Source organism: Mesonia sp. HuA40 (assembly GCF_008017835.1).
GTDB lineage: Bacteria > Bacteroidota > Bacteroidia > Flavobacteriales > Flavobacteriaceae > Mesonia.
Map to the genome: position 1 here is coordinate 153,111 of NZ_VRLT01000026.1, position 26,125 is coordinate 179,235.

At 35.9% G+C, this 26,125-nt stretch carries 24 protein-coding genes; 15 read left to right on the plus strand and 9 right to left on the minus strand.

Translation table 11 applies throughout. The annotated features are described in order from the left end of the window. Positions 1-77: 77 nt before the first annotated feature. Both FT993_RS04940 and trkA read right to left on the minus strand, forming a co-directional pair. Positions 78-1,574: a TrkH family potassium uptake protein gene (locus FT993_RS04940; RefSeq protein ID WP_147861432.1), complete on the minus strand. Its 1,497-nt coding sequence runs from the start codon at positions 1,572-1,574 to the stop codon at positions 78-80. Continuing rightward, complete coding sequence (gene trkA / locus FT993_RS04945) at positions 1,574-2,923, minus strand: Trk system potassium transporter TrkA (RefSeq protein WP_147861433.1); 1,350 nt, start codon at positions 2,921-2,923, stop codon at positions 1,574-1,576. The genes FT993_RS04940 and trkA overlap by 1 nt, the downstream gene beginning before the upstream one ends. A gap of 122 nt (positions 2,924-3,045) precedes the next feature. Between trkA and ubiE the strand changes: the two genes are divergently transcribed. Together ubiE and FT993_RS04955 are read left to right on the plus strand one after the other, a co-directional pair. Beyond that, the gene (ubiE, locus tag FT993_RS04950; protein ID WP_147861434.1) at positions 3,046-3,774 is read left to right on the plus strand and encodes a bifunctional demethylmenaquinone methyltransferase/2-methoxy-6-polyprenyl-1,4-benzoquinol methylase UbiE; all 729 of its coding nucleotides are present in this window, start codon (positions 3,046-3,048) and stop codon (positions 3,772-3,774) included. 4 nt (positions 3,775-3,778) lie between these two features. Then, entirely contained in the window at positions 3,779-4,471 is a 693-nt protein-coding gene (locus tag FT993_RS04955) for a porin family protein (protein ID WP_147861435.1), read from the plus strand. A 138-nt stretch (positions 4,472-4,609) separates the two neighbouring features. Here the strand turns inward: FT993_RS04955 and FT993_RS04960 are convergent, their stop codons facing one another. Then, positions 4,610-5,335, minus strand: a complete 726-nt coding sequence (locus FT993_RS04960) for an RNA methyltransferase (RefSeq protein ID WP_147861436.1) — start codon at positions 5,333-5,335, stop codon at positions 4,610-4,612. 31 nt (positions 5,336-5,366) lie between these two features. Between FT993_RS04960 and FT993_RS04965 the strand changes: the two genes are divergently transcribed. From FT993_RS04965 to accD, 3 genes are read left to right on the plus strand one after another with little or no spacing between them, the layout of a single operon-like run. Beyond that, on the plus strand, positions 5,367-7,937 hold the full coding sequence (locus FT993_RS04965; protein WP_147861437.1) for a BamA/TamA family outer membrane protein: 2,571 nt from the start codon (positions 5,367-5,369) through the stop codon (positions 7,935-7,937). Between the two features lie 49 nt (positions 7,938-7,986). After that, positions 7,987-9,060 carry a class II fructose-bisphosphate aldolase gene (gene fbaA / locus FT993_RS04970; protein WP_147861438.1) on the plus strand — a complete coding sequence of 358 codons (1,074 nt, stop codon included), beginning with the start codon at positions 7,987-7,989 and terminating at the stop codon, positions 9,058-9,060. A gap of 27 nt (positions 9,061-9,087) precedes the next feature. Continuing rightward, positions 9,088-9,945 (plus strand): acetyl-CoA carboxylase, carboxyltransferase subunit beta, encoded by an 858-nt coding sequence (gene accD / locus FT993_RS04975; protein WP_147861439.1) that lies wholly within the window; start codon positions 9,088-9,090, stop codon positions 9,943-9,945. Positions 9,946-10,153: 208 nt separating this feature from the next. On the opposite strand, the gene FT993_RS04980 is transcribed toward accD, so the two are convergent. Then, a complete protein-coding gene (locus tag FT993_RS04980; RefSeq protein WP_147861440.1) occupies positions 10,154-10,513 on the minus strand; it encodes a helix-turn-helix domain-containing protein in 360 nt (119 codons plus the stop codon). A 95-nt stretch (positions 10,514-10,608) separates the two neighbouring features. Here FT993_RS04980 and FT993_RS04985 point away from each other — a divergent pair, with 95 nt between their 5' ends. Beyond that, entirely contained in the window at positions 10,609-11,220 is a 612-nt protein-coding gene (locus tag FT993_RS04985) for a hypothetical protein (protein ID WP_147861441.1), read from the plus strand. 91 nt (positions 11,221-11,311) lie between these two features. On the opposite strand, the gene FT993_RS04990 is transcribed toward FT993_RS04985, so the two are convergent. From FT993_RS04990 to FT993_RS05000, 3 genes are all read right to left on the minus strand, one after another. Next, positions 11,312-11,677 carry a heavy-metal-associated domain-containing protein gene (locus tag FT993_RS04990; protein ID WP_187240756.1) on the minus strand — a complete coding sequence of 122 codons (366 nt, stop codon included), beginning with the start codon at positions 11,675-11,677 and terminating at the stop codon, positions 11,312-11,314. Positions 11,678-11,697: 20 nt separating this feature from the next. Then, the gene (locus FT993_RS04995) at positions 11,698-13,935 is read right to left on the minus strand and encodes a TonB-dependent receptor (protein ID WP_147861443.1); all 2,238 of its coding nucleotides are present in this window, start codon (positions 13,933-13,935) and stop codon (positions 11,698-11,700) included. Between the two features lie 96 nt (positions 13,936-14,031). Then, a complete protein-coding gene (locus tag FT993_RS05000) occupies positions 14,032-14,445 on the minus strand; it encodes a hypothetical protein (protein WP_147861444.1) in 414 nt (137 codons plus the stop codon). 259 nt (positions 14,446-14,704) lie between these two features. On the opposite strand from FT993_RS05000, the gene rpsO reads away from it, so the two are divergent. The 6 genes from rpsO to FT993_RS05030 all read left to right on the plus strand — a co-directional run bounded on the left by rpsO (position 14,705) and on the right by FT993_RS05030 (position 21,425). Further along, positions 14,705-14,974: a 30S ribosomal protein S15 gene (gene rpsO / locus FT993_RS05005; RefSeq protein ID WP_147861445.1), complete on the plus strand. Its 270-nt coding sequence runs from the start codon at positions 14,705-14,707 to the stop codon at positions 14,972-14,974. Positions 14,975-15,138: 164 nt separating this feature from the next. After that, positions 15,139-17,286 (plus strand): polyribonucleotide nucleotidyltransferase, encoded by a 2,148-nt coding sequence (locus tag FT993_RS05010; protein WP_147861446.1) that lies wholly within the window; start codon positions 15,139-15,141, stop codon positions 17,284-17,286. A gap of 283 nt (positions 17,287-17,569) precedes the next feature. After that, entirely contained in the window at positions 17,570-18,382 is an 813-nt protein-coding gene (proC, locus tag FT993_RS05015; RefSeq protein ID WP_147861447.1) for a pyrroline-5-carboxylate reductase, read from the plus strand. After that, positions 18,382-19,170: a glutamate 5-kinase gene (gene proB, locus FT993_RS05020; RefSeq protein ID WP_147861448.1), complete on the plus strand. Its 789-nt coding sequence runs from the start codon at positions 18,382-18,384 to the stop codon at positions 19,168-19,170. Before proC ends, proB begins: the two co-directional genes overlap by 1 nt. A gap of 34 nt (positions 19,171-19,204) precedes the next feature. Further along, complete coding sequence (locus FT993_RS05025) at positions 19,205-20,404, plus strand: glutamate-5-semialdehyde dehydrogenase (protein WP_255504425.1); 1,200 nt, start codon at positions 19,205-19,207, stop codon at positions 20,402-20,404. Positions 20,405-20,561: 157 nt separating this feature from the next. Beyond that, positions 20,562-21,425, plus strand: coding sequence for an RNA polymerase sigma factor RpoD/SigA (locus FT993_RS05030; protein ID WP_147861450.1), 864 nt, complete (start codon positions 20,562-20,564; stop codon positions 21,423-21,425). 29 nt (positions 21,426-21,454) lie between these two features. Here FT993_RS05030 and FT993_RS05035 read toward each other — a convergent pair whose 3' ends face one another. After that, positions 21,455-22,468, minus strand: a complete 1,014-nt coding sequence (locus FT993_RS05035) for a lipoate--protein ligase (RefSeq protein WP_147861451.1) — start codon at positions 22,466-22,468, stop codon at positions 21,455-21,457. A 128-nt stretch (positions 22,469-22,596) separates the two neighbouring features. Between FT993_RS05035 and rpe the strand changes: the two genes are divergently transcribed. The 3 genes from rpe to FT993_RS05050 all read left to right on the plus strand — a co-directional run bounded on the left by rpe (position 22,597) and on the right by FT993_RS05050 (position 25,071). Continuing rightward, entirely contained in the window at positions 22,597-23,259 is a 663-nt protein-coding gene (gene rpe, locus FT993_RS05040; protein ID WP_147861494.1) for a ribulose-phosphate 3-epimerase, read from the plus strand. Further along, entirely contained in the window at positions 23,259-24,239 is a 981-nt protein-coding gene (locus FT993_RS05045) for a YpdA family putative bacillithiol disulfide reductase (protein WP_147861452.1), read from the plus strand. The genes rpe and FT993_RS05045 overlap by 1 nt, the downstream gene beginning before the upstream one ends. Positions 24,240-24,324: 85 nt before the next feature. Beyond that, positions 24,325-25,071, plus strand: coding sequence for a hypothetical protein (locus tag FT993_RS05050; RefSeq protein ID WP_147861453.1), 747 nt, complete (start codon positions 24,325-24,327; stop codon positions 25,069-25,071). Positions 25,072-25,187: 116 nt separating this feature from the next. On the opposite strand, the gene FT993_RS05055 is transcribed toward FT993_RS05050, so the two are convergent. After that, positions 25,188-26,024 (minus strand): zinc-dependent peptidase, encoded by an 837-nt coding sequence (locus FT993_RS05055; protein ID WP_187240757.1) that lies wholly within the window; start codon positions 26,022-26,024, stop codon positions 25,188-25,190. Positions 26,025-26,125 lie beyond the last annotated feature (101 nt).

Here is a 26,125-nt window from a genome sequence, read left to right on the forward strand (position 1 = left end):
GGTAGCTTTAAATTACTTGCATCTAAATTACTAGAAAACATTTAATTTAAAATAAGACGTTAAAAAGCAGTTCAGAGTTAACGATTTCTCCAGAACATGGGAGTCAAAATAATAAGCACTGTAAACAGTTCTAAACGTCCTATAAGCATTAAAAAGGCAGACCACCATTTACCTAACATGGGCAGGCTGTTAAAATTATCAACCGGGCTCAAATCGCCAAACGCAGGCCCTATGTTCCCTAAAGAAGAAGCCGCACCGCCAATTGCCGTCGGAAAATCTAAGCCTAACGCAGCCAATCCCACAGCTCCAATAATAAAAGCCAACATATAAAGAATAAAGAACCCTAAAATATTAAAAACAATCTCTCCTTTTATTCCCTTACCGTTGTAACGTACTGGTACAATTGCGTTAGGGTGTAATGCTCGTTTAAATTCAGCAATTCCATTTCTAATCATAATAATATGACGTACCACCTTTACCCCTCCAGAAGTAGACCCGGCAGAACCTCCTAAGAAAAACAACCCGAAAAAGAAAATAGTCAAAAAGGGTGTCCATAAAGTAAAATCGGCGGTAATAAAACCAGTTGTGGTTATTACTGTTAAAATTTGAAAAAGCGCGTGCCTAAAAGCACTTTCAAACTCCCCCCAAACTTTTGGATGCACTATGGTAGACTGACTCGTATCTGCATAAAAGTAAATTAGTAGTGCAGCAACAATAGCAAATCCAAAAACAAAAATAGCATACCATTTAAATTCATCTTCGTGCAAAATGCGTTGAATTTTTCCCTTAAAAGCAAAGTAACTCATCACAAAGTTAGTACCTGCTAAGAACATAAAAACAATAATAATATATTGAATTAAAGGTTGATCATTCCAGTAAGCAACACTTGCATTCTTAGTTGAAAATCCTCCTGTAGACAAAGTGCTAAGCGCATGATTTACAGCATCAAAAAAAGACATGCCGGCTAAATTTAATAAAATGGTTTCGGCAGCGGTGTAACCAACATAAATAAGCCATAATCTTTTTGCCGTGTCTGTAATTCTAGGTTTTAATTTATCTGCGCTGGGTCCTGGTGCTTCAGCGGCAAACAATTGCATACCCCCTATTCCTAATAGCGGAAGAATAGCAACCGCAAGCACAATTATACCCATACCTCCTATCCAATGAGTAAGGCTACGCCACAATAAAACACCTTCGGGTAATACTTCTATATCGTCTAAAATAGTGGCTCCAGTAGTTGTATAACCAGACATTGTTTCAAAGAATGCATTGGTAATATCGGGGATAGCACTCGTAAAGAGATAAGGCAGCATACCACTTAAGGCCATAAAAATCCATCCAAAGGTTACAATTATATATCCTTCTCTTTGTTTAAGTTTTTTGGCATAATTTCGGGTAGTAAACATAAAAAGCATACCTACCATCATTGTGGTAACAGATGCTCCTGCAATTTGAACCGTGGCACCATCTTTATAAATCCAGCTCACCAAGGTAGCAATAAGCATAAAGCCGCCATTGCATAACAATAGCAACCCCATAATGTATACAATAATCTTAAAATTAAGTTTCGGCATTATGAAAATAGCTTTTCTATTTTATGGATAGATCGGGGTAATGAGCAAACCACTATACGGTCTCCTGGCTCTATCAAAATATCGCCCGAAGCTATCATACCCTTATCATTTCTAACTACACCACCCACGATGGTAGATCTAGGAAAGTCAATATCTACAATACGTTTACCACAAACTTTTGATTTCTTATGCACGATAAACTCTAGCAATTCGGCATTTAAATTATTAAGTTTGGTCATGGCCACAACCTCTCCTTTACGTACATATCTAAAGATAGTGTTTGCCGCCAGTAATTTTTTATTGATTAAGGAGTTTATTCCTATAGAATGACTCAATTGAAAATAATCCATATTTTCTACAAGAGCGATGGTCTTTTTCACCCCTTTAGATTTGGCCACCAAGCAGGACATGATATTGGTTTCAGAATTTCCCGTAACCGAGATAAAAGCATCCATATCATGAATATTCTCCTCTTCTAATAAACCTACGTTTCTTCCGTCACCATTAATTATTAGCGTATCATTCATCTCATCTGCCAATTCAAATGCCTTTTCTCTATCTTTCTCAACCAGCTTGACATTAAATTTGGCTTTTGCCAATTCTTTCGCTGTTTGTTTACCAATTTTACTCCCTCCAAGAATCATCACATTCTTTATTTCTTGTCTTCGTTTACCGGTTAATTTATACAACTGTTCAGAACCCTGCCTACTGGACATGAAATAGGCTTGATCTCCTTCCTTAAACTCAGTATCTCCACGAGGTATTAGCGTAAATTGGGTTCCATAACGCTGTATCGCAATACAGACAAAAGGTATATCTGGAAAAATATTTTGCGCTTCTTTTAATGTTTTACCTAAAAATGGGGCATTACGAGAAAGTTTAAAACCGATCATTGATAAGGCACCCTCATCAAACTCAAAGGTATCATTAAACGCCGATTGCTTTACCAACGACTCAATTTCTTTAGCTGCTAATGATTCTGGTGAAATGAGTTCGTCTATCCCAAACTGCTCAAAGCCTACCACATCTTTATGTTCGATAAACTCGGTATTTCTAATTCTCGCAATGGTACGTTTGGCACCCAATTGCTTAGCCAAAACACAAATGGTTATGTTGGTTGTCTCGCTACTGGTTACACCAACCACCAAATCGGCTCCTTTTATTTGAGCGTCATGAAGTAATAAAATTGAAGTTGCATCTCCTTTTATGGTTCTTATATCCAGATGACTGTCAGCATACTCTAAACTTTCGGCATCCGGATCTATAAGGGTAATATCTTGAGACTCAAAAGAAAGCAACTTCGATAAATGAAAGCCAACTTCTCCTGCCCCTGCAATGATAATTTTCATGAATGGTTTTTTTGGTAGGGCAAAGATATGGCATTTACAATTGGAGATGCCAAGCTCTAACCGATTTTTTTATTTGTGAATCTTATTTTTAGTATTAAAACTTATCTTTGTCAAAAAAAGCCATGGCAAAGAAAGTCACCCCTTATAAAGATTCAAAACTAGCTAAGAAAAAGCAGGTAGAACAAATGTTTGATACCATCTCTGATAATTACGATGGGCTCAATCGTGTTATCTCATTTGGTATTGATACTTCTTGGCGCAAAAAGGTAATTCAAATGGTTATGAACACCCAGCCCAAAAATGCTTTAGATATAGCAACAGGAACGGGAGACTTGGCTATTAGTCTAGCAGAAGCTGGAGTACCAGATGTAATTGGACTAGATTTATCTGAGGGTATGCTTAGCGTAGGACGCAAAAAAATAGAAAGTAAAGGCTTAGACAATAAAATTAAGATGACCCAAGGAGATTCTGAGGCTTTACCTTTTAAAGAAGATACTTTTGATGCTATTACCGTGGCTTTTGGCGTTAGAAATTTTGAAAACCTAGAAAAAGGATTAGCCGAAATTTTCCGCGTGCTAAAACCCGGAGGCATTTTTATTGTTTTAGAAACATCTGTACCTACCAAAGCTCCTTTTAAACAAGGATATAAATTTTACACTAAATATATGTTGCCTGGTATTGGAAAACTATTCTCAAAAGACAAGGTGGCTTACAAATATTTAAGCGATAGTGCCGCGGTTTTCCCTTTTGGTGAAAAATTCAACAATATTTTAAAGAAAATTGGGTTTAATAAAGTGAATCATCATCCGCAAACTATGGGTGTAGCAACAATTTATTCTGCTTCAAAGTAATTTTATGAGATATTTATTGATGTGTACGGTGGTTTTTTTAAGCCTCACGAGCAGCTATGGACAAGGATTTTTTAACACCGAAAAGATTCGCAACAAAGATAATATGGACAAGCAGCGTTGGTCTTGGGGTTATTTTTTAGGCTTTAACTCTTACGGATTCGACTTGCAATACAATAAGCCCGCAACCGACATTGTGGTGAAAAACGATATCGGTTTTAATGTAGGGCTTTTGGGAAATCTAAGAATCAATGATTATATTGATCTAAGGTTAGAGCCTGGAGTTGTCTTTGCCAATCGCACCTTTACTTATACCGAAATTCCCGAAGACAATTTTAGAGATATCAAATCTACTTACATCCATGTGCCTTTGTTGGTCAAGTTTTCAACCAAAAGACTCAACAACTTTAAACCCTTTGTAGTGGGTGGGGTTTCACGCTCTATCAACCTATCTAGTAATGAAACTAATCCAGATGACAATAGAGCGGGCGAATTTAGAATGATTAATGATGCTAATTATTTTGAGCTAGGATTTGGCATTGATTTTTACCTGCCTTATTTCAAATTCACCCCCTCTATACGCGGTGTATTTGGCATGACCGATGAACTTAAGCGAGATAAAGACCCAAACAGTCCTTACACAGGGCAAATTGAATCTATGAAATCACGCGGCATCTTTATTAATTTTACTTTTCAATAACTATGCTTCGGTTTTTGGTTATTGATTAACTCCAAAACAATAAGGAGAACTTAAACAATTTCCCCTTAGCCGTAAAATTTTAACACGCAAAGTATTTAGATAACTAAATAAACGCCATTTTCAAATGGCACTAATCTATTAACCTCTTCTCCATTCACTTAATAAAATTGCTGTGGCAGTAGCTACATTTAAACTTTCGGTAGACTGGTTTTCGCCAAATTGTGGAATACTTATTTTTTGACTTGCTAAACTTGCGATGGAGGAAGAAATGCCGTTAGCTTCGTTGCCTAATATTAAAATTCCGCTTGACGGTAATTGGGTTTTATATACATTTTCACCATCCATAAAAGTTCCTAGTAGGGGTAAATCGGTGTTTTTTAAAGTTTCGTATAAATCCGCATAAGCGATGTGTACTCTAGCAAGAGACCCCATAGTTGCTTGCACTACTTTTTCATTATAACAATCTACAGTATCATTAGAACACAGAATTTGCTTCACACCAAACCAGTCACAAAGTCTTATAATTGTACCTAAATTGCCTGGGTCGCGCACTCCGTCTAAGGCTACCGCAAAATCAACCGTTTTCATAGTATCATTTTTTTCGGGTATTTTAAAAAGCGCTAATGCGACTTGCGGGGTGGCCAGCTTGCTAATCTTTTTCAAATCGGCTTCGGTGATAAGTTGTAATTTCTCTGTTGGAACATAAAATACATCTGTAGTGCTATATAACAACTCCAATTCATAATTTGAGTTTAAAAGCTCTTTTATAACTTTAATTCCTTCGGCTACAAAAAGATTATATTTGTTCCTATATTTTTTTTGCGAAAGACTGTTTATTAACTTTATTTGATTTTTGCTGAGCATAAATTGATGTATTTTTGAACCTAATTTTTAGATGATTTTGAGAGCCGTTACCGCAAAAATAATATTATTCTGCTTAGTCTTAAATTTTGTAAGCTGTAATCCTACAAAAAGAGTTAAAGAGGATGAGCGACTACTCACAGAAAATACTATTCTTGTAAACAACGAAAAGTCAAAAGACAATGAGCTATACAACCAGCTTTACCAAAAACCCAATAGCAAATTGCCGGTTTTGGGTATTCCGCTTAAGCTGCACATTTATAACCTAGCAAAACCAAACCCCGATTCGAGTTATACCGCTTGGTTAAACAGAAAGCCAAACCGCAAAAAACGACTCGCTTCGATTTATTCACAAAAACAAGTTGACCGCATTAAAAGAGGCTATTTATCTTTTCATAATACTTTAAAAGAATCGGGAGAACCTCCCAGTGTTTATGATGAAAACAAAAGTGTAAAAAGCAAAAATCGGTTAGAAGCTTATTTCTGGAACCGTGGTTGGTTTAATGCTGAAGCGGATTTTAAATCGGTAAACCATAAAAAAGACAGAACGCGTGTTAAATATTGGGTAACCACCAATAAAGCTTATGTTCTTGACAGTATACAAAAGCAAATAAAGTCGCCGGTGGCAGATAGTTTGTATATGCTAAGCAAAAAAGAAAGTATTTTAAAAGCAGGACAACAGTTTAACACCGATAATTTTGAGGCAGAACGCGATAGAATCACTTTCTTCTTCAGAAATCGAGGCTTGTACCACTTTGAAAAAGAATTCATCAGTTTTGAAGCCGACACTTTAGATACCAACCATAAGGTAAAAACCGATATTATAATTTCTAACCGAGAAGTTACGCGCGAAGACAGCACCAAAACGGTACCTTATAAAATTCACCGCATTAGTCAGGTTAACATATTTCCCGATTATTCTTTTAAATCTGGCAATTTTGCACAAGACTCGGCACAATACAAAGGCTATACTATTTACTCTTTTGGCAAGTTAAAATACAAGCCAAAAACTTTAGCCAATGCGGTTTTCATAAGGAAAGGAGATGTTTACAAAGACCTCGACCGCTCTTTAACCTACAGAAGGTTAAATGAGTTGGGGCAATTTAGATACCCCGACATCAAGTATCAACCCGACCCAAGAGACAGCACCGGCACGCAACTTATTGCCAATGTTTTTTTAACCCCAAGACCTAAACTAGGAGTAGATTTTAACGTAGATGCCTCACGCAGTAACATTCAAGATTTTGGTATTGGTTTTGGTGGCTCCTTACTGATTAGAAATGTATTTGGTGGCGCAGAAAATCTAGAAATTGCAGCAAGAGGTAGTGTGGGTTCTTCAAAAGAAGCGGCTGATGCCAATGATCGATTTTTTAATATTTCAGAAATTGGTAGCGATGCCAGCCTCACTTTTCCTAGTATTGCGTTTCCTTTAAATACCGAAAAAATAATTCCGAAAAAAATGTCACCGTTCACCACCTTACGCGTTGGGTTAAGCACACAAAAAAATATAGGACTAGACAAACAAAACGTTACAGGAAGTTTTTTCTACCGTTGGTATCCCAATGAAACGCTGAGCCATAAGCTTAGTTTAATCGATTTACAATATGTTAAAAATTTAAACACCAGTAATTACTTTAACGTATACACCAACTCTTTCTCTCGGCTTAATGAAATTGCCCAAGACAATATTTCGCAAATCAATCCCGCTTATTTCAATAACAATTCATCTGGTTCTGGCTTACCCAATCTTATTATACCCGAAGGTGCTAATGGGTTTATTCGCGACCTAAGAAACAATCAAATTAATTTAACACGCGAACAAGAACAAATAGCCCGTGATATTATTGAAAGAAGGCAAAGATTAACCGAGGACAACTTGATTTTGGCCACCAATTTCTCGTACAATAAAAACACAAGAGAGGGTATTTACGATTGGGACTTTAGTCAGTTTCGCTTTAAACTAGAGACCGCAGGAAATTCGCTTGCATTACTAGGAAAAATGCTCAATTTAAAAAAAGACAGTCAGGGTAACTATGATTTATTTGGCGTACAATTTTCGCAATATATAAAACTAGAAACAGATTTTATCAAGCATTGGGATCTAGGCAAAGACAATATTATTGCGGCACGCATTATGGGTGGTATTGCCTTACCCTATGGCAACGCCAGCAGTATACCTTTTGCAAGAAGTTTTTTTGCGGGAGGAACCAATGATAACCGCGGTTGGCAAGCCTACAGTTTAGGACCGGGTAGCTCTGGCGGAATTAACGAGTTTAATGAAGCCAATATGAAAATTGCTTTTAATTTAGAATACCGTTTTAATTTATTTGGCGATTTGCATAGTGCCGTTTTCACGGATATCGGTAATATTTGGAATGTAGAAGATAATGTAAAAGATGAAGCTTCCCGCTTTACAAAGCTAAAAGACCTTACAGAACTCGCCGTGAGTACTGGGTTTGGTCTGCGGTATGATTTAGACTTTTTTGTCATCAGGCTTGACCTTGGTTTTAAAACCTACAATCCTGCCCAAACGAAACAAAAATGGTTTCAAGAATATAATTTTGCCAATGTGGTTTACAATGTTGGTATTAATTATCCTTTCTAAGCCATTTTATTTTATTAATTTTGTCTCTTAAATTTATAAGATCAACTATATGAGTCATCAAATTAAACCCGGAGTTGCTACAGGTAAAGAGGTGCAAGCTATATTTAACCACGCAAAGAAACATGCCTATGCCCTACCGGCCGTGAATGTTGTAGGGTCAAACACCCTAAATACGGTTATGGAAACGGCTGCAGAGCTTAACGCGCCCGTTATCATACAGTTTTCAAATGGCGGAGCTTCTTTTAATGCAGGTAAAGGTCTTTCTAATGAAAACCAAAAAGCCGCAATTTTAGGAGGCGTAGCTGGTGCCAAACACGTTCACCAGTTGGCCGAAGCTTATGGCGCTACGGTTATCCTACATACCGATCATTGTGCTAAAAAATTACTACCCTGGATAGACGGTTTGCTAGACGAGGGTGAAAAATTTTATAAAGAAACAGGCAAACCTCTTTATAGTTCTCATATGATTGACCTGAGTGAAGAACCTCTTGAAGAAAACATTGCCATTTGCAAAGAATATTTGGCTCGCATGAGCAAGATGGGGATGACTTTAGAAATTGAGCTGGGTATTACTGGTGGCGAAGAAGATGGCGTTGATAATACAGATGTAGATGTATCTAAATTATACACACAGCCCAAAGAAGTAGCCTATGCTTTTGAAGAGCTTAGTAAAGTAAGCGATCAATTTACCATTGCTGCCGCATTTGGAAATGTGCACGGAGTTTATAAACCCGGTAACGTAAAGCTCACCCCTACCATCTTAAAAGATTCTCAAGAGTACATCAGCAAACATTATAATGTGCCCAACAACCATATTGATTTTGTATTTCACGGAGGCAGTGGCTCTAGCCTAGCCGAAATAAGAGAAGCTATAGGTTATGGGGTAATTAAGATGAATATAGACACCGATTTGCAATATGCCTTTACGGAAGGAGTAAGAGATTACATGAAAAATAATGAAGCCTATGTAGCTTCGCAAATTGGAAATCCTGAAGGAGAAGATTTACCAAATAAAAAATATTACGACCCAAGAAAATGGTTAAGAGAAGGTGAAAGCACTTTTAAAACAAGATTAAAACAAGCTTTTGAAGACCTTAATAATATCAACACATTAAGCAAATAAAATTTGCCCAATTAATAAGTAAAAATTATGGCTTGGTTTAAAAGAACAAAAAAGGGAATACAAACCGCTACCGAAGATAAAAAAGATGTACCCAAAGGCTTGTGGTACAAATCTCCAACTGGTAAAATTGTAGATGCCGAAGAGTTGGCTAGAAATTTTTACGTAAGCCCAGAAGATGGTTACCACGTAAGAATAGGAAGTAAAGAGTATTTTGAGATATTATTTGATGACAATAAATTCAAAGAATTAGACGCAAATCTTACTTCTAAAGATCCATTAAAATTTGAGGATAAGAAAAAATACCCCGACAGAATTCAGGAAGCCCAGAAAAAAACCGGACTAAAAGATGCTATTCGAGTTGGAGTAGGTAAATCTAAAGGAAAAGATCTAGTAGTAGCTTGTATGGATTTTAGCTTTGTAGGCGGTTCTATGGGTAGCGTTGTAGGAGAAAAAATAGCTCGAGCAGCAAAATATTCTCTAGATAACAGAATCCCATTAATGATTATATCAAAATCTGGAGGTGCGCGTATGCAAGAAGCCGTACTATCTTTAATGCAATTGGCAAAAACCTCTGTAATGATCGCTCAACTCGCAGAAGAAAAGATACCCTATATCTCTCTGTGTACAGACCCTACAACGGGTGGTACTACTGCCTCTTATGCGATGCTTGGCGATATTAATATTTCTGAACCCGGAGCGCTTATTGGATTTGCTGGACCTAGAGTGGTGAAAGATACCACTGGAAAAGATCTGCCAGATGATTTTCAAACCGCAGAATTTTTAAAAGAACATGGTTTCTTAGATTTTATTACTCACCGTAGAGATTTAAAAGATAAAGTAAATTTATACTTAGATTTAATTCAGAACCACCAAGTTCGCGCATAAAGAAGTTTAAAACACTTCAATCTATAAAAAACAGGCTGGCTTACAAGCTAGCTTGTTTTATTTTGAATCTAAATCAAGCTGAAGCTGAGCTTAAAAAATAAATTAAGTCTGCCAAAATAGATTTTACATAATTTTAAATGCCTATAGATAAAGTAGGCAAAGAGTATTACGTGAATGATGAATCCAAAAAGGTTTGACAACTATTACATTATTTTGTTCTAAGCTGCATTATTTCTTCCCTTAAAAAAGCAATTTCTTTGTCTTTATCTTCAATTATTTTTTCATAAAGCACTTTAGTTGTAAAAAAATCTTCCATTACCTCCAAATTGAGATCCTCTTTTTCATCAATTAGTGCAGCGGATTTTTGAGGAGGTTCTACTAGCAATCTGTGCATACTAACTTCTAAAACCGCAGCAATAGCTTTTAGGCGCTGGGTTGAGATGTTGATTAATTCTTTTTCTATTTTAGCATAATTACTTTGCGACATATGTAATTTAATGGCCATATATTCCTGAGAATAGCCTTTTATTTGTCTGAGTGCTCTAATGCATTTCCCAATACCAGTCATTTTACAACTATTTTAGTCTAAAATAGAATAATTTAGATTAAAGTAAAAAGAATTTTAAGAATATCTTTACATCATTATTCAATTAAAATTTTAAGATGAAAAAAGCATACTTATTGTTCCTATTAACGATTTTTGTCACTTTCTCTTATGCTCAAGAAAAATCTTCAAACGATAAAAAAACAATTACAGAAATTATTTTTAATGAAGGTAATTTTTTAGAGGGAAACTATGAATACCTCAGTGTAAAAACAAGAAAAAACAATACCTTTAGTGGTTCAGGATTTCAGATTGCATACTCCAGAAAAGTATACAAAAGATTTCACTTAGGAGTATCTTGGGGTAAAATTTATGCCAAAACAGATGACAATTATGAGGATTTGTTTTGGCTAGATAGCGAAACCGAAATTAAGAAATGGGAAATAGGTGTTGCCTATTTAATTATTAATCAAAAGAGATTTAAAGTTTTTGGTGAAGTAAATTATTTAGGTATGTTTTATGACGGTTTGATAGAAAGTATAACAGATCTAGAAGGGAACGCTGATTATATAGTTACCGGCAAATCGTCAGATGAGACTTTTCAACTGCAGGTACAAGGAAATATTGCTTTGTATAAAGATTTGTTTCTTACGGCAAAAATAGGGTACGGGTTTGGTTATAACCAATACAAAAGTATTTCTTTAAAAACAGGCTTAGGGTATCAGTTTTAAGTCCAATCCTGGCAAAATAATTTATTAATCCTTTTAAAAAAGCCTCTAAGATTTAAATCTCAGAGGCTTTAAATTTTAAATAAAGTTGTACTTATTGATCTTTTTCCTTTTTATGATCGTCTTTAACAGCCTCATCGCGGTATCGGCAACAAGCGTGTACGCTATTATACGCCTCGTCGCTCGCTTTTAAATCGTTTACATCATGACCCACGGCCAAAATATTTTGTTTCACCTCACCTAAATCTGCTTTCTTAGCATTATAAATCAGTTTTAACTCGTGGGTTTCAACATTCCAAATGGCGCTTTTAACCCCCTTAGTTTTGATACTTGCCTTTTCAATACGTTCTTTACACATACCGCAAACGCCATCTACAACAAGGCTTGTTCTGGCGTTTTTACTTTGGGCAAAGGCCATACTTACGGCAAAAAATAAAAGTAAACTTACTATTTTTTTCATTTTAATTTTAGTTTTAATTATTAGTTCAATTTATAACGAAGTCCCATATAATACATACTACCAAAGATAGGACCATATACAAAAGTAGTATCAAAATTAGAGCCAAACGGGTTATCGGCTGCTAAAATAGGTCGGTTTTGCCTAACGTTAGTTATGTTTTCTCCTCCTAAATATACTTCAAACTTTGGCGAAAACACCCTCGTTACTTGGGCATTTACCGTATTTACTTCTGGCGAAAATTCGGGTAATTGATAGGCTTGCGGATTAGAATCGGTTTGAGGAAAGCGTTGTTTCCCTAACCAATTATAAGTAACATCAAACTTCCAAGTACTATTATTTTTAATAGGCGTTTCGTAAGATAGATTAGCAAAAAACCTATGTTGTGCCGTAAGAGGCTTCAATTTCTCACCACTTAAATACTTGGTTTTTATATCATAATATTTATAAGCCAAACGCGTATGTAAACCTTTTGCAATATTATAATTAGCTTCTACTTGAAAGCTGTTGGCATAGCTTTCATTCTTTAAATTATAAAACTGAATCTGCGTAGGCGATTCCCAATCGGCAACCAACTGATTTTCAAAATCTGTACGGTAAAAATCTACGATAATATCTGCCTTATTGCCCCATAAATTAAATCCTTGTAAAAAAGAAACTCCATAATTCCAAGCAATCTCAGCATCTAAGCCGTAAGCCCCTTCTGAATTGGAAGGATAGATTTTTATACTTCTAGCGGTAGCGAACAAATTTTGATTTTCTGCAAAAATATTGGCCAAACGCTTTCCTCTACCTATTGATGCTCTAAAAGCCGATTTACCCCAAGGGGAATAACGTATATGCAATCTAGGAGTCAAGAAAAAGCCCATACGGTTATGCTGATCTGCCCGTAAGCCTAAAGTTAAATTTAGCTTTTCTAGGTTGTCAAAATTATACTCAAAGAAAGCGCCTACCGCATTATCTGTTCGCGTATAACTTTTGTTTTCTACAAATTCTTCGTAATCATCATAAGTAAAACTAACACCCGTTTTTATTTTGTGCCTAGAATCACTAATTATACTATTATACATAAAATTAGTAAATATGCTATTCTGCGTTATATCATACCTACGCAATCCAAAATACGACTCTTGGTTATGGTGACTAACCGAAAATTGCGCCCCCATATTCTGCCAAGGTAAATCTGGGTTAACATACCCGAATTTACTTGAGAAATCATAACGTTGCGTTTTTATTTCGCTTCCCCAAACTTGGTTGCCTAGTTTATGTTGCTCTGGATCAAAATTTACTTGTCCCGCCTGTTTTTCATCGGTTAGTGCCCTAATATTAAAAAAGCCAACCAAGCCTTTTTCTGTGTCGGTATACTGCCAACGGTTCATCACATTAACTTGATGATATAAGGGCATATCTAAAAAACCGTCATGATTTACATCGTGTTTTTCTTGGTGTATATTTCCGTGCACGTAAAGGCCGGTACTCCATTTTTTGCTTACCGGAGTGTTGAAATGAGAATTCAACTCAAATCGTTGATTAGTGGCTCCATAAAGATTTAAGAAAAACCGATCATCTTTGGTGGGTTTCTGTAACTCAACATTTATTTGCCCTGCCATACTTTCATAACCATTAACTACACTTCCTGCACCTTTAGTAATTTGAATACTCTCTACCCAAGTTCCAGGAGTAAAAGTGAGTCCATAGGCTTGTGAAGCCCCGCGCACCGTAGGTATATTTTCTGTAGCAATAAGTATGTATGGGCTGGTTAATCCCAGCATTTTAATTTGGCGAGTACCCGAGATAGCATCGGCAAAATTGACATCTATAGAGGGATTTGTCTCAAAACTCTCAGACAAATTACAGCAAGCAGCCTTCAATAATTCATCGCTGCTTACATTAATTACATTTTGAGCATCTAAAAACGATCTAGAAGTTGCTTGTTTTTTAGAAACAATCTTAATTTCATCTAAATTGCTTTTAGGTGCAAGCTCTATTTTTAAAGGAATTTTAGCATCCCTAACCGCAACGGTATCGGTTGTAAAACCAATATAACTCACCACCAATTGTTGAGATTCACTTTTATAAGGTAAGTCAAATTTTCCGTCAAAGTCTGTAACGGTTCCTACTTGGGTGCCTAGCCAATACACATTAGCGCCGGGCAAAGGCATATTTTTTTCTCCGCGCTCATAAACAACGCCGCTTATTTTTTCTTGTGCACCCGCACAAATACCTAAAAATAGCATAAAAAGGCAGAATATTCTTTTCATTGTAATTACTTTTAATTTTTAATTGATGTTCGGTAAAAAACATAAAAACTGCCTACTATAAAATTTACTAGGGCAGTCTAATTAAAAAATAAAAGTCTAAATGAGCCATTGCTCATTACGCAAATAAAGCGGAGTATTACAGAATGGAGGTGCCTTGCTCCAAATTAATAAATGGAGTCTTTTCTCCTGTATTAAGCTTAAAGCGGAATTGATAGAAGTAAAAGATAAAATAGATGCTTTTGGCACTTGAATATCCCAATCTGATTGATCTTGCTTAAGTTGCTTTTGACCAGAAAAAACTTCGATAGAATCTTGGCAACAAGAATTTTCAAAATTAATTTGCTCTTCTGGGTCTGGCTCTGGACAGCAAGATTGAGTATCTAATCTAAAACTAAAATCAACTAATATCTCTGCACAAAATTGCTTTTCTACTGCAAAAGAAGTGGTAGACAGCAGTAGTACAAAAGCTATAAAAAAAGCTTGAAATTTTATGACAGCATTTTTAAACATACCACAAAGCTATAAAAAATAAGTAACTTGCACTAATATGAATTTAACCGAACTAAAAGACAAAGTCAACCACTTTATAATTTAATGAATAACGGATTTATAAAGTTAGACTACTTTCTCAATATCATCCTTTACAATAATCCGCTTAAAGCGGAAGTAAATAATTGCATTAACTAGAATAAATTAAAAAATTATGTTTTATATTTGCCGCTTGATAGAAAATCTATCTATGCATAATAATCATTGAAATAATATTGGAATGTATTTAAGTAAAGAAGCAAAACAAGAATTATTTGAGAAGTACGGTAACGGTAAGAACGATACCGGATCTGCCGAAGGACAAATCGCATTATTCACTAAGCGAATTGCACACATCTCAAAACATTTAAAAGGAAACCAAAAAGATTTTAACTCTGAGCGCGCTCTTGTGTCTCTAGTAGGTAAAAGAAGACGTCTTTTAGACTACCTAATGAAGAAAGACATTATGAGGTATCGTGAAATCGTAAAAGATTTAGGACTTAGAAAATAATTTTAAGGGGGCGTTTTGCCCCTTTTTTTTTACCTTAGTGTAAAAAAATAAAGAAAAAGCTACAGTAATAGTTTTTCATTGGTCATTACAACTACACACAACACACACAACCCAGGCCGTCCTGGATCCCGACGGAGACCATTGTTAACTTAGAAATAAAAAGTATGATTCCAAAAACATTTAAAGAGGTTATCGATTTAGGAGATGGAAGAGAAATCTCTATCGAGACCGGAAAATTAGCAAAACAGGCCCACGGTTCTGTTGTTGTGAAATCAGGAAATTCTATGCTGCTGTGTACCGTAGTTTCTAACTACAAACAAAGCGACGTTGATTTTTTACCTTTAACGGTAGATTATAGAGAGAAATTTGCGGCTGCCGGAAGATATCCTGGCGGTTTCTTTAAAAGAGAAGCAAGACCAAGTGATGGCGAAGTGCTTACTATGCGTATTGTAGATCGCGTTTTAAGGCCACTTTTCCCTAAAGATTACCACGCAGAAACGCAGGTTATGATTCAACTTATGTCTCATGACGATGATGTGATGCCAGATGCTATGGCTGGTTTGGCTGCCTCGGCGGCTATTCAGTTATCAGACATACCGTTTGAGTGTGCCATTTCTGAAGTTCGTGTAGGTCGTGTAGATGGTGAGTTTATCATCAACCCCACGCGTAGCCAATTAGCCGAGTCGGATATCGATATGATGATTGGTGCTTCTGCCGATTCTGTTATGATGGTTGAAGGAGAAATGAAAGAAATTTCTGAAGAAGAAATGACCGAGGCCATCAAATTTGCTCACGAAGCAATTAAAAAGCAATGTGAGGCGCAAATAAAATTGGCCGAAGCTTTTGGTAAAAAAGAAACCAGAACTTATGACGGAGAAAGAGAAGATGAAGCCTTAGCTAAACAAATTCACGATTTGGCTTATGATAAGGTTTACGAAGTAGCCAAAGCAGGTTCTTCTAAAGCAGAACGCAGTGCAGCTTTCGCGGAAATTAAAGAAGAAATTACCGCTAGTTTTTCTGAAGAAGAGCAGGAGGAGTATGGCGATTTAATAAGCAAGTACTACAGCAAAGCCGAAAAAGCAGCAGTAAGAGATTTAACTTTAAATGAAGGTTTACGTTTAGACGGACGTAAAACAGATGAGATTAGACCAATATGGTGTGAAGTTGATTACTTACCTTCTGTTCACGGTTCTTCAATTTTTACTCGAGGTGAAACCCAAGCGCTTGCAACTGTAACCCTTGGTACTTCGCGCGAAGCAAACCAAATAGATATGCCTAGTTTTGAGGGTGAAGAAACTTTTTACTTACATTACAACTTTCCTCCATTCTCAACTGGTGAGGCAAGACCTATTCGAGGTACTTCTCGTAGAGAAATAGGACATGGTAATTTAGCTCAGCGCGCCCTAAAAGGAATGATTCCAGATAATTGCCCTTACACCGTTCGTGTAGTTTCAGAAATATTAGAATCTAACGGTTCTTCTTCTATGGCGACCGTTTGTGCAGGAACTATGGCAATTATGGATGCTGGGGTTCAGCTTATAAAGCCGGTTTCAGGTATTGCAATGGGACTTATTAGCGATGCCGATAGTGGTAAATATGCAGTGCTATCAGATATTTTAGGTGACGAAGATCATTTAGGTGATATGGACTTTAAAGTAACTGGTACAGCAGAGGGTATAACCGCTTGCCAAATGGATATAAAAGTAAAAGGTTTAAGTTATGAAATCTTAATTAAAGCGCTTCAACAAGCCAGAGCAGGTCGATTACATATCTTAGAAAAAATTACAGACACTATAGACCAGCCAAACGAAACGGTTAAAGCACATGCTCCTAAAATGATTACCCGTAGAATTCCTAATGAATATATCGGTAGTCTTATTGGTCCGGGTGGTAAAGTAATTCAAGAATTACAAAAAGAAACCAACACTACTATTGTAATTAATGAAGATCCTGTTACCGAAGAAGGTATTGTAGAAATACTGGGTACAGACCAAGAAGGAATCGATAAAGTTTTAGCTAAAATAGATGCTATTACTTTTAAGCCTGAGAAAGGAAGTGTTTATGAAGTAAAAGTAATTAAACTTTTAGATTTTGGAGCTGTGGTAGAATATACAGAAGCACCAGGAAATGAGGTTTTATTGCATATCTCTGAATTGGCTTGGGAAAGAACAAACAATGTTACCGATGTGGTAAATCTTGGCGATGTGATAGACGTAAAATATTTTGGTTTTGATCCTAAAACCAGAAAAGAAAAAGTATCTCGTAAGGCACTTCTTCCTCGACCACCAAGAGAGCAGAAAAACAAAGAATAAAAAATTATTATTTTAGAATTTTAAGCCTTCCCCATACAGGAAGGCTTTTTTATATACTGCCAAATTATCACCTCTCGGCAAATGTGTCAGTCTCTTTATTTTAAATAAACCGATTAACTAACCTCAATTCGTTAAAATTATACGTAATTCTTAAACAATACTTAAATATTTGTTTTTAAGTTAAAAAAAGTTATTATTTAAGAAGTTTTATTGCTAATTCCGACTATCGCATGGTAGTTGTAGCTATTAAGACAACAATAAATTATTAACTTAAAAATAAGGAATGAAATTATTAGTAATTGGTGGCGGTAACATGGGTTTAACCTATTCTGAAGGTATGGCTAAGTCTGCTTTAATGAATGGAAAAAAAGTTAGAATTTTTGATACCGATCCAAAAAAAATTACGAAATTAAAAGAAGAAAATTTATTTGCTGTTTATGACAATTTAGAGGAGGTGCTCCCCAGCGCCGACTTGGTTTTTATCGCGGTTAAGCCCTACCACTGCGAGGAACTTTTTGAGCAAATGAAACCTCTTATCAATCCGCAACAAATTTTTGTATCATTGATGGCCGGGATTACCATCGAAACCATAATGCAAGGTTTAAATACGCAAAAAGTTGTACGCACTATGCCTAATCTCCCTGCTCAAGTGGGTAAAGGAGTTACCTCTTACACAGAAAGCGATGCGGTTACACGCGTTGAATTGCTAACCGTTCGTAACTTATTAGATACAACCGGCGCATCTATTCACGTTGATACCGAAAATTTTATAGACGCTTCAACGGGTATATCAGGTAGCGGTCCTGCTTATGTATTTTATTTTATGGAATCAATGCTCGAAGCAGCAAAAAAAATGGGCTTTTCAGATTACGACTCCAAGGTTCTTGTTAGTAACACCTTCGAAGGAGCGGTAGAATTATTCAATCAGTCTGACTTATCACCAAAATCATGGATGGATCGTGTAGCCTCAAAAGGAGGAACCACAAGAGCCGCCCTTGACTCTATGGAAGATAACAATGTAAATGAACTCATTAAAGAAGCGGCTTATGCAGCTTTTAATCGTGCTGTTGAATTAGGAGAAAAGAAGAACAAGTAATGACAGAAACAAAAGACATAAAACGAGTAGTTGTTAAAGTAGGAACTAATGTAATGACCAATAAAGATAATCGCATCTTAGGCCCAGTTTTAAAAGAAATCGTTCGGCAAATTGCGGTACTTTATGAGCGCGATGTCATGGTTATATTAGTATCATCTGGATCGGCTATAGCCGGAAAAGAAGTACTTAGTCAATGCAATATAGAAGATGCTTCTACCAGAAGACAAGTTTATTCGGCTGTCGGGCAACCGCGTATGATGCGACACTATTATAGCTTATTTCATGATTACGGGATGCGCTGCGCACAAGTTTTAGCTACTAAACGCGATTTCGCACCAGGAAGACATAGAGAAAACATGATCAATTGCTATGAAGGTTTACTATCACAAGGGGTTATTCCTATTGCCAATGAAGATGATGCGGTTTCTCTTACCATGTCTATGTTTTCAGATAATGACGAGCTGGCCAGCCTAGTGGCCGAATTGGTTAACGCCGACCGTTTGATTATTTTAACCGATACAGACGGACTTTATACTGGGCATCCAGACGACGATGACTCTGAAAGACTTAAACAAGTGACCCCAGACCAGGATGTTGAAAAATATGTTCAAGCCTCAGAAAAAGGGGAAGGTGAAGGCCGAGGAGGAATGGAAAGTAAATTAAAAATAGCTAAGCAAACCGCACTTAAAGATATACCTACCTATATCGCAAAAGGTAAAATACCTAATGTGATTGTAGATATAGTAGAAGGTAAAAATGTAGGTACAGAGTTTATTGTTAATGACTAAAAGATTAAATGAAGTAAGAATTAAAACAAAGCTTATGCAATTATTAGAAACAGATAAAAAAAATAATGTATTAGATTCAATGATGCGAATCATTGACCAACGAAGAAAAGAAATTATAGCAGCCAATCAAAAAGATCTTGATGCTTTTTCTAAAGATGATCAAGCGCTTTACGACCGATTAGTGGTAGATGAAGCAAAGGTTGACGATATGATTAGAGCTATAAAAGAAGTAAAAGTACAGGATGATCCTGTTGGGAATAATATTGCCGAAAAAAAATTAGATAGCGGCTTAGAAATCATAAATAAAACTGCTCCATTTGGAACCATTATGATTATTTATGAATCTAGACCCGATGTTACCATTGAAGCAGCCGTATTAGCTTTTAAAGCCAATAATAAAATTTTACTTAAGGGAGGTAAAGAAGCTAAACACTCTAATTTAGTTTTAGAATCTTGCTGGCATGAGGCTTTAGCCGAAAATAATTTAAGTAAAGATTGGATACGTCTGATGCAAATGGATAGACACGAAACAAGAGAATTCTTGAAAAACCCAACTGAACCATTAGACTTGATTGTACCGAGAGGTGGAGAGCGTTTGATTAATTTTGTAAAAGAAAATGCCACTTGCGCCGTACTGATTAGTGGTAGAGGTAATAATTTTCTATACGTATCCCCAAAAGCTGATTGGGACAAAGCCAAAAAAGTTATCATCAATGCCAAAACCAATAAAATTTCGGGTTGCAATGCTTTAGATAAGGTGCTATTAGATAAAAATATTGAGAACTACGAAGAAAAGGTAGCTGATTTATATAGCAGTTTAAAAGAAGTAAATGTAGCGGTCTGGGCCGATGAATCAATCCACGCTTTATGCCCAGAAACGAAATTACTAACCGATAAAGAGGCTTGGTACGAAGAGTTCTTAGCGATGAAAATTTTGGTAGCTGAAGTTTCAAGTATGTCAGAAGCTATTCAGAAGATAAATAAATATTCAGGTGGTCATTCTACCGCCATCATTACCGAGGATAAAACCGAAGCTCTAGCTTTTATGGAGCAAATTGACAGTGCTGCGGTTTATCACAATGCCTCTACTCGATTTACAGATGGAGGTCAAATGGGAGTTGGTGCAGAACTAGCCATTAGCACAGACAAACTACATCATCGTGGCCCACTAGGTCTTAAGCAATTGGTCACCAATAAATATTATGTATTTGGCGATGGCCACATAAGGGTATAATTAAAAAAAGCCAGAACAAAAAAGCCTTAAAATCAATTAAATGAGTTTAAGGCTTTTTTTATGTGCACTCAAAATAAAAATGTATTACTTTTGTAACCTTTTTCAAAAAGGCACGTATAACCTAATACAAGCATTAATTTAACTGGGAGCATTTTAAATGAGACAACTTAAAATTACAAAGCAAGTAACCAATAGAGAAACCGCATCTTTAGACAAATACTTGCAAGAAATTGGTAAGGTAGATTTGATTACCGCAGAAGAAGAAGTAGAGTTAGCACAACGTATTAAAGCAGGTGATGACCGAGCTTTAGAGAAATTAACCAACGCTAACCTTCGTTTTGTGGTATCGGTAGCTAAACAATACCAAAACCAAGGACTTACCCTTCCCGATTTAATCAACGAAGGAAATTTAGGATTAATTAAAGCCGCAAAACGATTTGACGAAACGCGTGGTTTTAAATTTATCTCTTATGCCGTTTGGTGGATCAGACAATCTATACTTCAAGCTTTGGCTGAGCAGTCTAGAATTGTACGTTTACCCTTAAACAAAATTGGCTCAATTAATAAGATTAATAAAACATTTGCCTTTTTAGAGCAAGCCAATGAACGCCCACCAAGTGCCGAAGAAATTGCCAAGGAATTAGATATGACCGTAAACGACGTTAAAGAGTCATTGAAAAATTCAGGTAGACACGTTAGCATGGATGCACCTTTGATAGATGGTGAAGATTCTAATTTATATGATGTATTGAAATTTGGTGAGTCTCCAAATCCTGATAAAGATTTAATGCACGACTCTCTAAGAACTGAAATTGAGCGAGCGCTTGAAACTTTGACTCCGAGAGAAGCCGATGTTTTAAGACTATACTTTGGCTTAGGCGACCAGCAACCTATGACTCTAGAAGAAATAGGAGAAACTTTTGATTTGACCCGTGAACGTGTGCGTCAAATAAAAGAAAAAGCTATCCGCCGACTTAAACATACCTCAAAAAGTAAAATATTAAAGACCTATTTAGGTTAAATAAAAAAACCGCCAATTGGCGGTTTTTTTTATTCAGTTGACTCTTCATCTTCTCCATAGAGCAGCTCTATAAAATCTTCCTTGGCCAAATCGCCAAAATAGTTTTTAAGGTTTACACCAGCTAAAGCCTCTTTTATATCGGGCAATGTATAACGAACACCTAAAAGCTTATGCTCTAATTCATCTACCGGATCTTTACTAAAAAAGTCTCCATATATCTTAATAGCCGCTATATGACCTTTTTCTACAAAAATGCGGAGATCAATTATACCAACCGGAAATTTTTTCTCACGTCGAATATTAAATTTAGGCGACTTACCATAATTCCAGTCCCATTGATCATATTTTTCCTTTTTTAGTTGGTATACTCCAGCCCACTCTTCATCGGTGAGCTTATAAATACTAAAGTCTTCTTTCTCTTTAAACAGGCCGTCTATAATTTTTTGCTTAAAATCTTCAATACGCATAGGTTCTGGTAAAAACTCTGTAATGTTGGCCACTCTACTACGCACTGACTTATGTCCTTTAGACTGAATTTTACTCATTTTAACCTGAAGTGCTTTGGCTACTTCACTTAAATTGGTGTCATATAATAAAGTACCGTGACTAAACATCCGCTTGACGCTAGAAAACTGAGCATTACCCGATATCTTTTTCCCTTTGGCCAACAAGTCGTTTCTACCCTCCATTTTTGCAGGAACCCCCATCTCATTCAATATGTTTACAATAGGTTGTGTGAAATTCTTAAAGTTGTTTAATCTTTTCACATCATAATCGGTAATAAAGCTAAAGTTCAGATTCCCATGGTCGTGATAAACCGCTCCCCCACCAGATATTCTTCTTACCACATGTATGCCTTTTTCTTCAATATAATTCGTATTAATTTCTTCTAAGGTATTTTGATTTCGCCCAATAATTATTGATGGCTCATTGATATAAAATAAAATAAAATCTTCACCCTGTTTAGAATTTCGAAGCATATATTCTTCTAAAGCAAGATTAAGATAAGGGTTTGTATTTCCTAAATTGTCTATTAAAATCATTTTGATGTGGTATTTTCAAACACTAAAAATAATAATAAAAGCGCGGTATGAAAAGAATAAGCACTTATTTTAAACCAATTCTAGCCGTTAATGCTTATTTTTGCAAAAAATCAACAACACAACAAAAAATGAATGCGACAAAAATTGCTCCCTCAATTTTAGCAGCCGATTTTGCCAATTTACAGCGCGATATCGAAATGGTAAATAAAAGTCAGGCCGACTGGTTTCATATTGACATTATGGACGGCGTATTTGTACCCAATATCAGTTTTGGCATGCCTGTTTTAAAAGCCATAAGTAAACACGCTAAAAAAACTATAGATGTGCATTTGATGATTGTAGAGCCAGACCGTTACATTCAAACCTTTGCCGATTTAGGTGCAGATAATTTAACGGTACACTTTGAAGCCTGTACCCACCTACACCGCACTTTGCAAGCCATTAAAGCTGCAGGGATGAAAGCTGGGGTAGCCTTAAATCCGCACACGAATATACAACTGCTTGAGGATGTAATTCAAGATATTGATTTAGTATGTGTGATGAGTGTAAATCCGGGGTTTGGCGGTCAAGCATTTATCGAAAATACTTATACAAAAGTGAGGGCATTAAAAGAGCTTATTATTTCGAAAAAAGCCAATACCTTAATTGAAATTGACGGTGGGGTTACAGACAAAAATGCCAAAGCACTAGTTGAAGCTGGTGCTGATGTATTGGTTGCTGGTAGCTTTGTATTTAAAAGCAAGCAGCCAATTGAAACCATAGCTAACTTAAAAGAAATTACCCAAAAATAATGATTTTAGATTGTCTGATAATTGGTGCAGGCCCTATCGGGTTGGCTTGCGGCCTTGAAGCCCAAAAGAACAATTTATCCTATATTATTCTAGACAAGGGTGCTTTGGTAAACTCCCTTTACCATTACCCCACCAATATGACTTTTTTCTCGACATCAGAAAAATTAGAAATAGGCGGCATTCCTTTCATAAGCAATAATCCTAAACCTACTAAGCAAGAAGCATTAGAGTATTACCGCAGAATTACTACTGCTAACAATTTGGCGGTAAACCTTTTTGAAGCTGTATTAGAGGTAAAACAATCTAATGAATCTAATCTTCCTACTGCCTACGAAATAAAGACTAACAAAGCTACGTATAAAGCCAAAAATATAATTGTAGCCACTGGCTTTTATGATATACCGAATAAATTAAATGTACCAGGTGAAGATTTACCAAAAGTAAATCACTATTACAACGACCCCCATTATTACGCACAACAGCATGTTGCAATAATAGGAGCGAGTAACTCTGCAGTAGATGCCGCACTCGAGATTTATCGAAAAGGCGGAAAAGTAAGCATGATTATCCGTGGTGAAAAAATTGGAGAACGAGTAAAATATTGGGTGAGACCAGATATTGAGAACCGCATAAAAGAAGGTAGTATTAAAGCCTACTTTAATGCAGAGGTTACTCGTATTCTCAAAGACGAAATAGAATTGCGTACACCAACCTCAACTATAATCCTTCCAAACGACTTTATACTAGCGCTTACCGGTTACCAACCTAATTTTAATTTCCTCAAAGACTTAGGAATTGATTGGGCCAACAAAACAAAAAAAATACCCTTTTACGATGAACGTACGATGGAAACCAATCAAAAAGGAATTTATTTGGCCGGCGTTATTTGTGGCGGTTTAGAAACGCATAAGTGGTTCATTGAAAACTCCAGGATACACGCCACCCTAATTACTCAGGATATTGTAAAAAAACAAGATTAACTACAAGGTTGATTAACAGTTGATTAACACAACAAACGATTTAGGTTTAATATCTTTACAAGACTAACAACCAAATCAACCTATTATGAAACCTTTTAACACCGCAGCGTGCAAAATGCTGGGCATGTTCTTAGCATGCAGCATTTGCCTCCCCTTCTTGTATTCCTGCTCAGACGACGACAGCATCACCCCCAATAGTATGGGAAAATTAGAAGTACAACTTACTTCAGATGTTAACAATTTTAGCAACAAAACATCAAATCCTAATGATATTGAAATAGATCAGTTCTGGGTAAATTTATCGGATATTGAAATAAAACTAGCCGATTATGATGACATCAAAGAGAATGACGGTTATTACAATGCCAGTATGAACCCTAAACTTCAAGGTCCGTTTTTAGCTAACTTAATCAATCCTAGACCTGTAAATTTAGTTGATATTGCTATACCTAATGGGTTATACGAAGAAATAGTGTTTTCTTTTGATTCACATCAAAACCCCGAAAATGAAATGTATCAAAAAAGCATTCAATTAACAGGAAAAATAAAGGGTAAGCCCTTCATTTTCTGGCATGACTGTAGCAATGATATTCGTCTTAAATATGGTGCAAACAAAGAATTTATAACCGTGGAAGAAAATAAAGTAAAGCTTCTAATTAACTTTGATAGCTACCTCGCCTTTAATTCAAATTTCATAGATTTTGATGATATTAAAGATGCCGATGGCGATGGTATATTTTCTATTTCACCATTAGATAATGATGGTAATAATTTGATTGCCGAGCGAATTAAACTGATTCTTTTACAACATGTAAGTTTAAAGTTAGATTAGTTTTTTTCAACGAAAGGCGGCAAAATTCTGTATACTTAATAATTTTTTATACAAAGCTCATACTAACTAACCCATAAGCGCTCTGTATCAATTGTTATAACTTTTTTGCCGCTTTTTTAACGAATCATTCGGTAATTAAGCATTTCCCCGGTTTTTATATATAAATCGGGGAATTCTTGTTTTAAACGCTGCGGCGATTCAATAAAATGCTCAACCAAAACCGCAATAAACTCAAATTCATTAGTAAAAGCATAATTTCTAAAAAACTTAGAGTGCAATACATAATTTCTATAGGAGTCTGTCTTAAGCTTGTTTATAATCTCTTTACTAGCATCTATAAAAATATCTCCACTAATACTAGACTCTTTATAACTATTAATTTGGATGACATGAATAAATTCATGAATCCCCAGATTAACATTATCGCTGCGATGTTCAAAACCAAGAAGAAAATCTTTCCAACTTAATACCATGGTTTTCAAAAGCGGGTTAAACTCTCCTTTGTGATCTTGTTTCGTGATAGTTGAGCGATAAATTTCTGGATAAATCAAAATTTTTTGCAAGACAGGTAACTTATAGCGACGCATTCCAAAAGTAAGCATGATAGCAGTGGCCGCCACATACAACTCTACTTCTGGAGTGATCACAAACCCTGAACGACCTTCAAAAGTTTTATGCTTTAAAAAACCACTTACCCTGTGATCAAAAAAAAGTTGCTTTCGCCGATTTAATTGACGATAAAACGAAAAACGTTTGCTGATAAATTGCTTTTGGTCTGGAGTAAGTTTACGCAAAGGCCAATAAAAATGGATAAATAAGGGTTTATTGCTGCGCGTGGCATAAATATATTCTATCGTTGAAAAGATCTTACCCAATAAAAATAGAACAAAGAATATAAAGAGGGCCCCTAAAACTATGACTAAAAAGTAAATATTTATTTTTTCTTCTTCCAAACTAATTTTTTTTCGAATATATAATATTTTTTAACCTCTATTCCATTTCATAATTTGGTTTTTTTAAATTTTTACGTTATCATGGGCAAATACCTATAAGC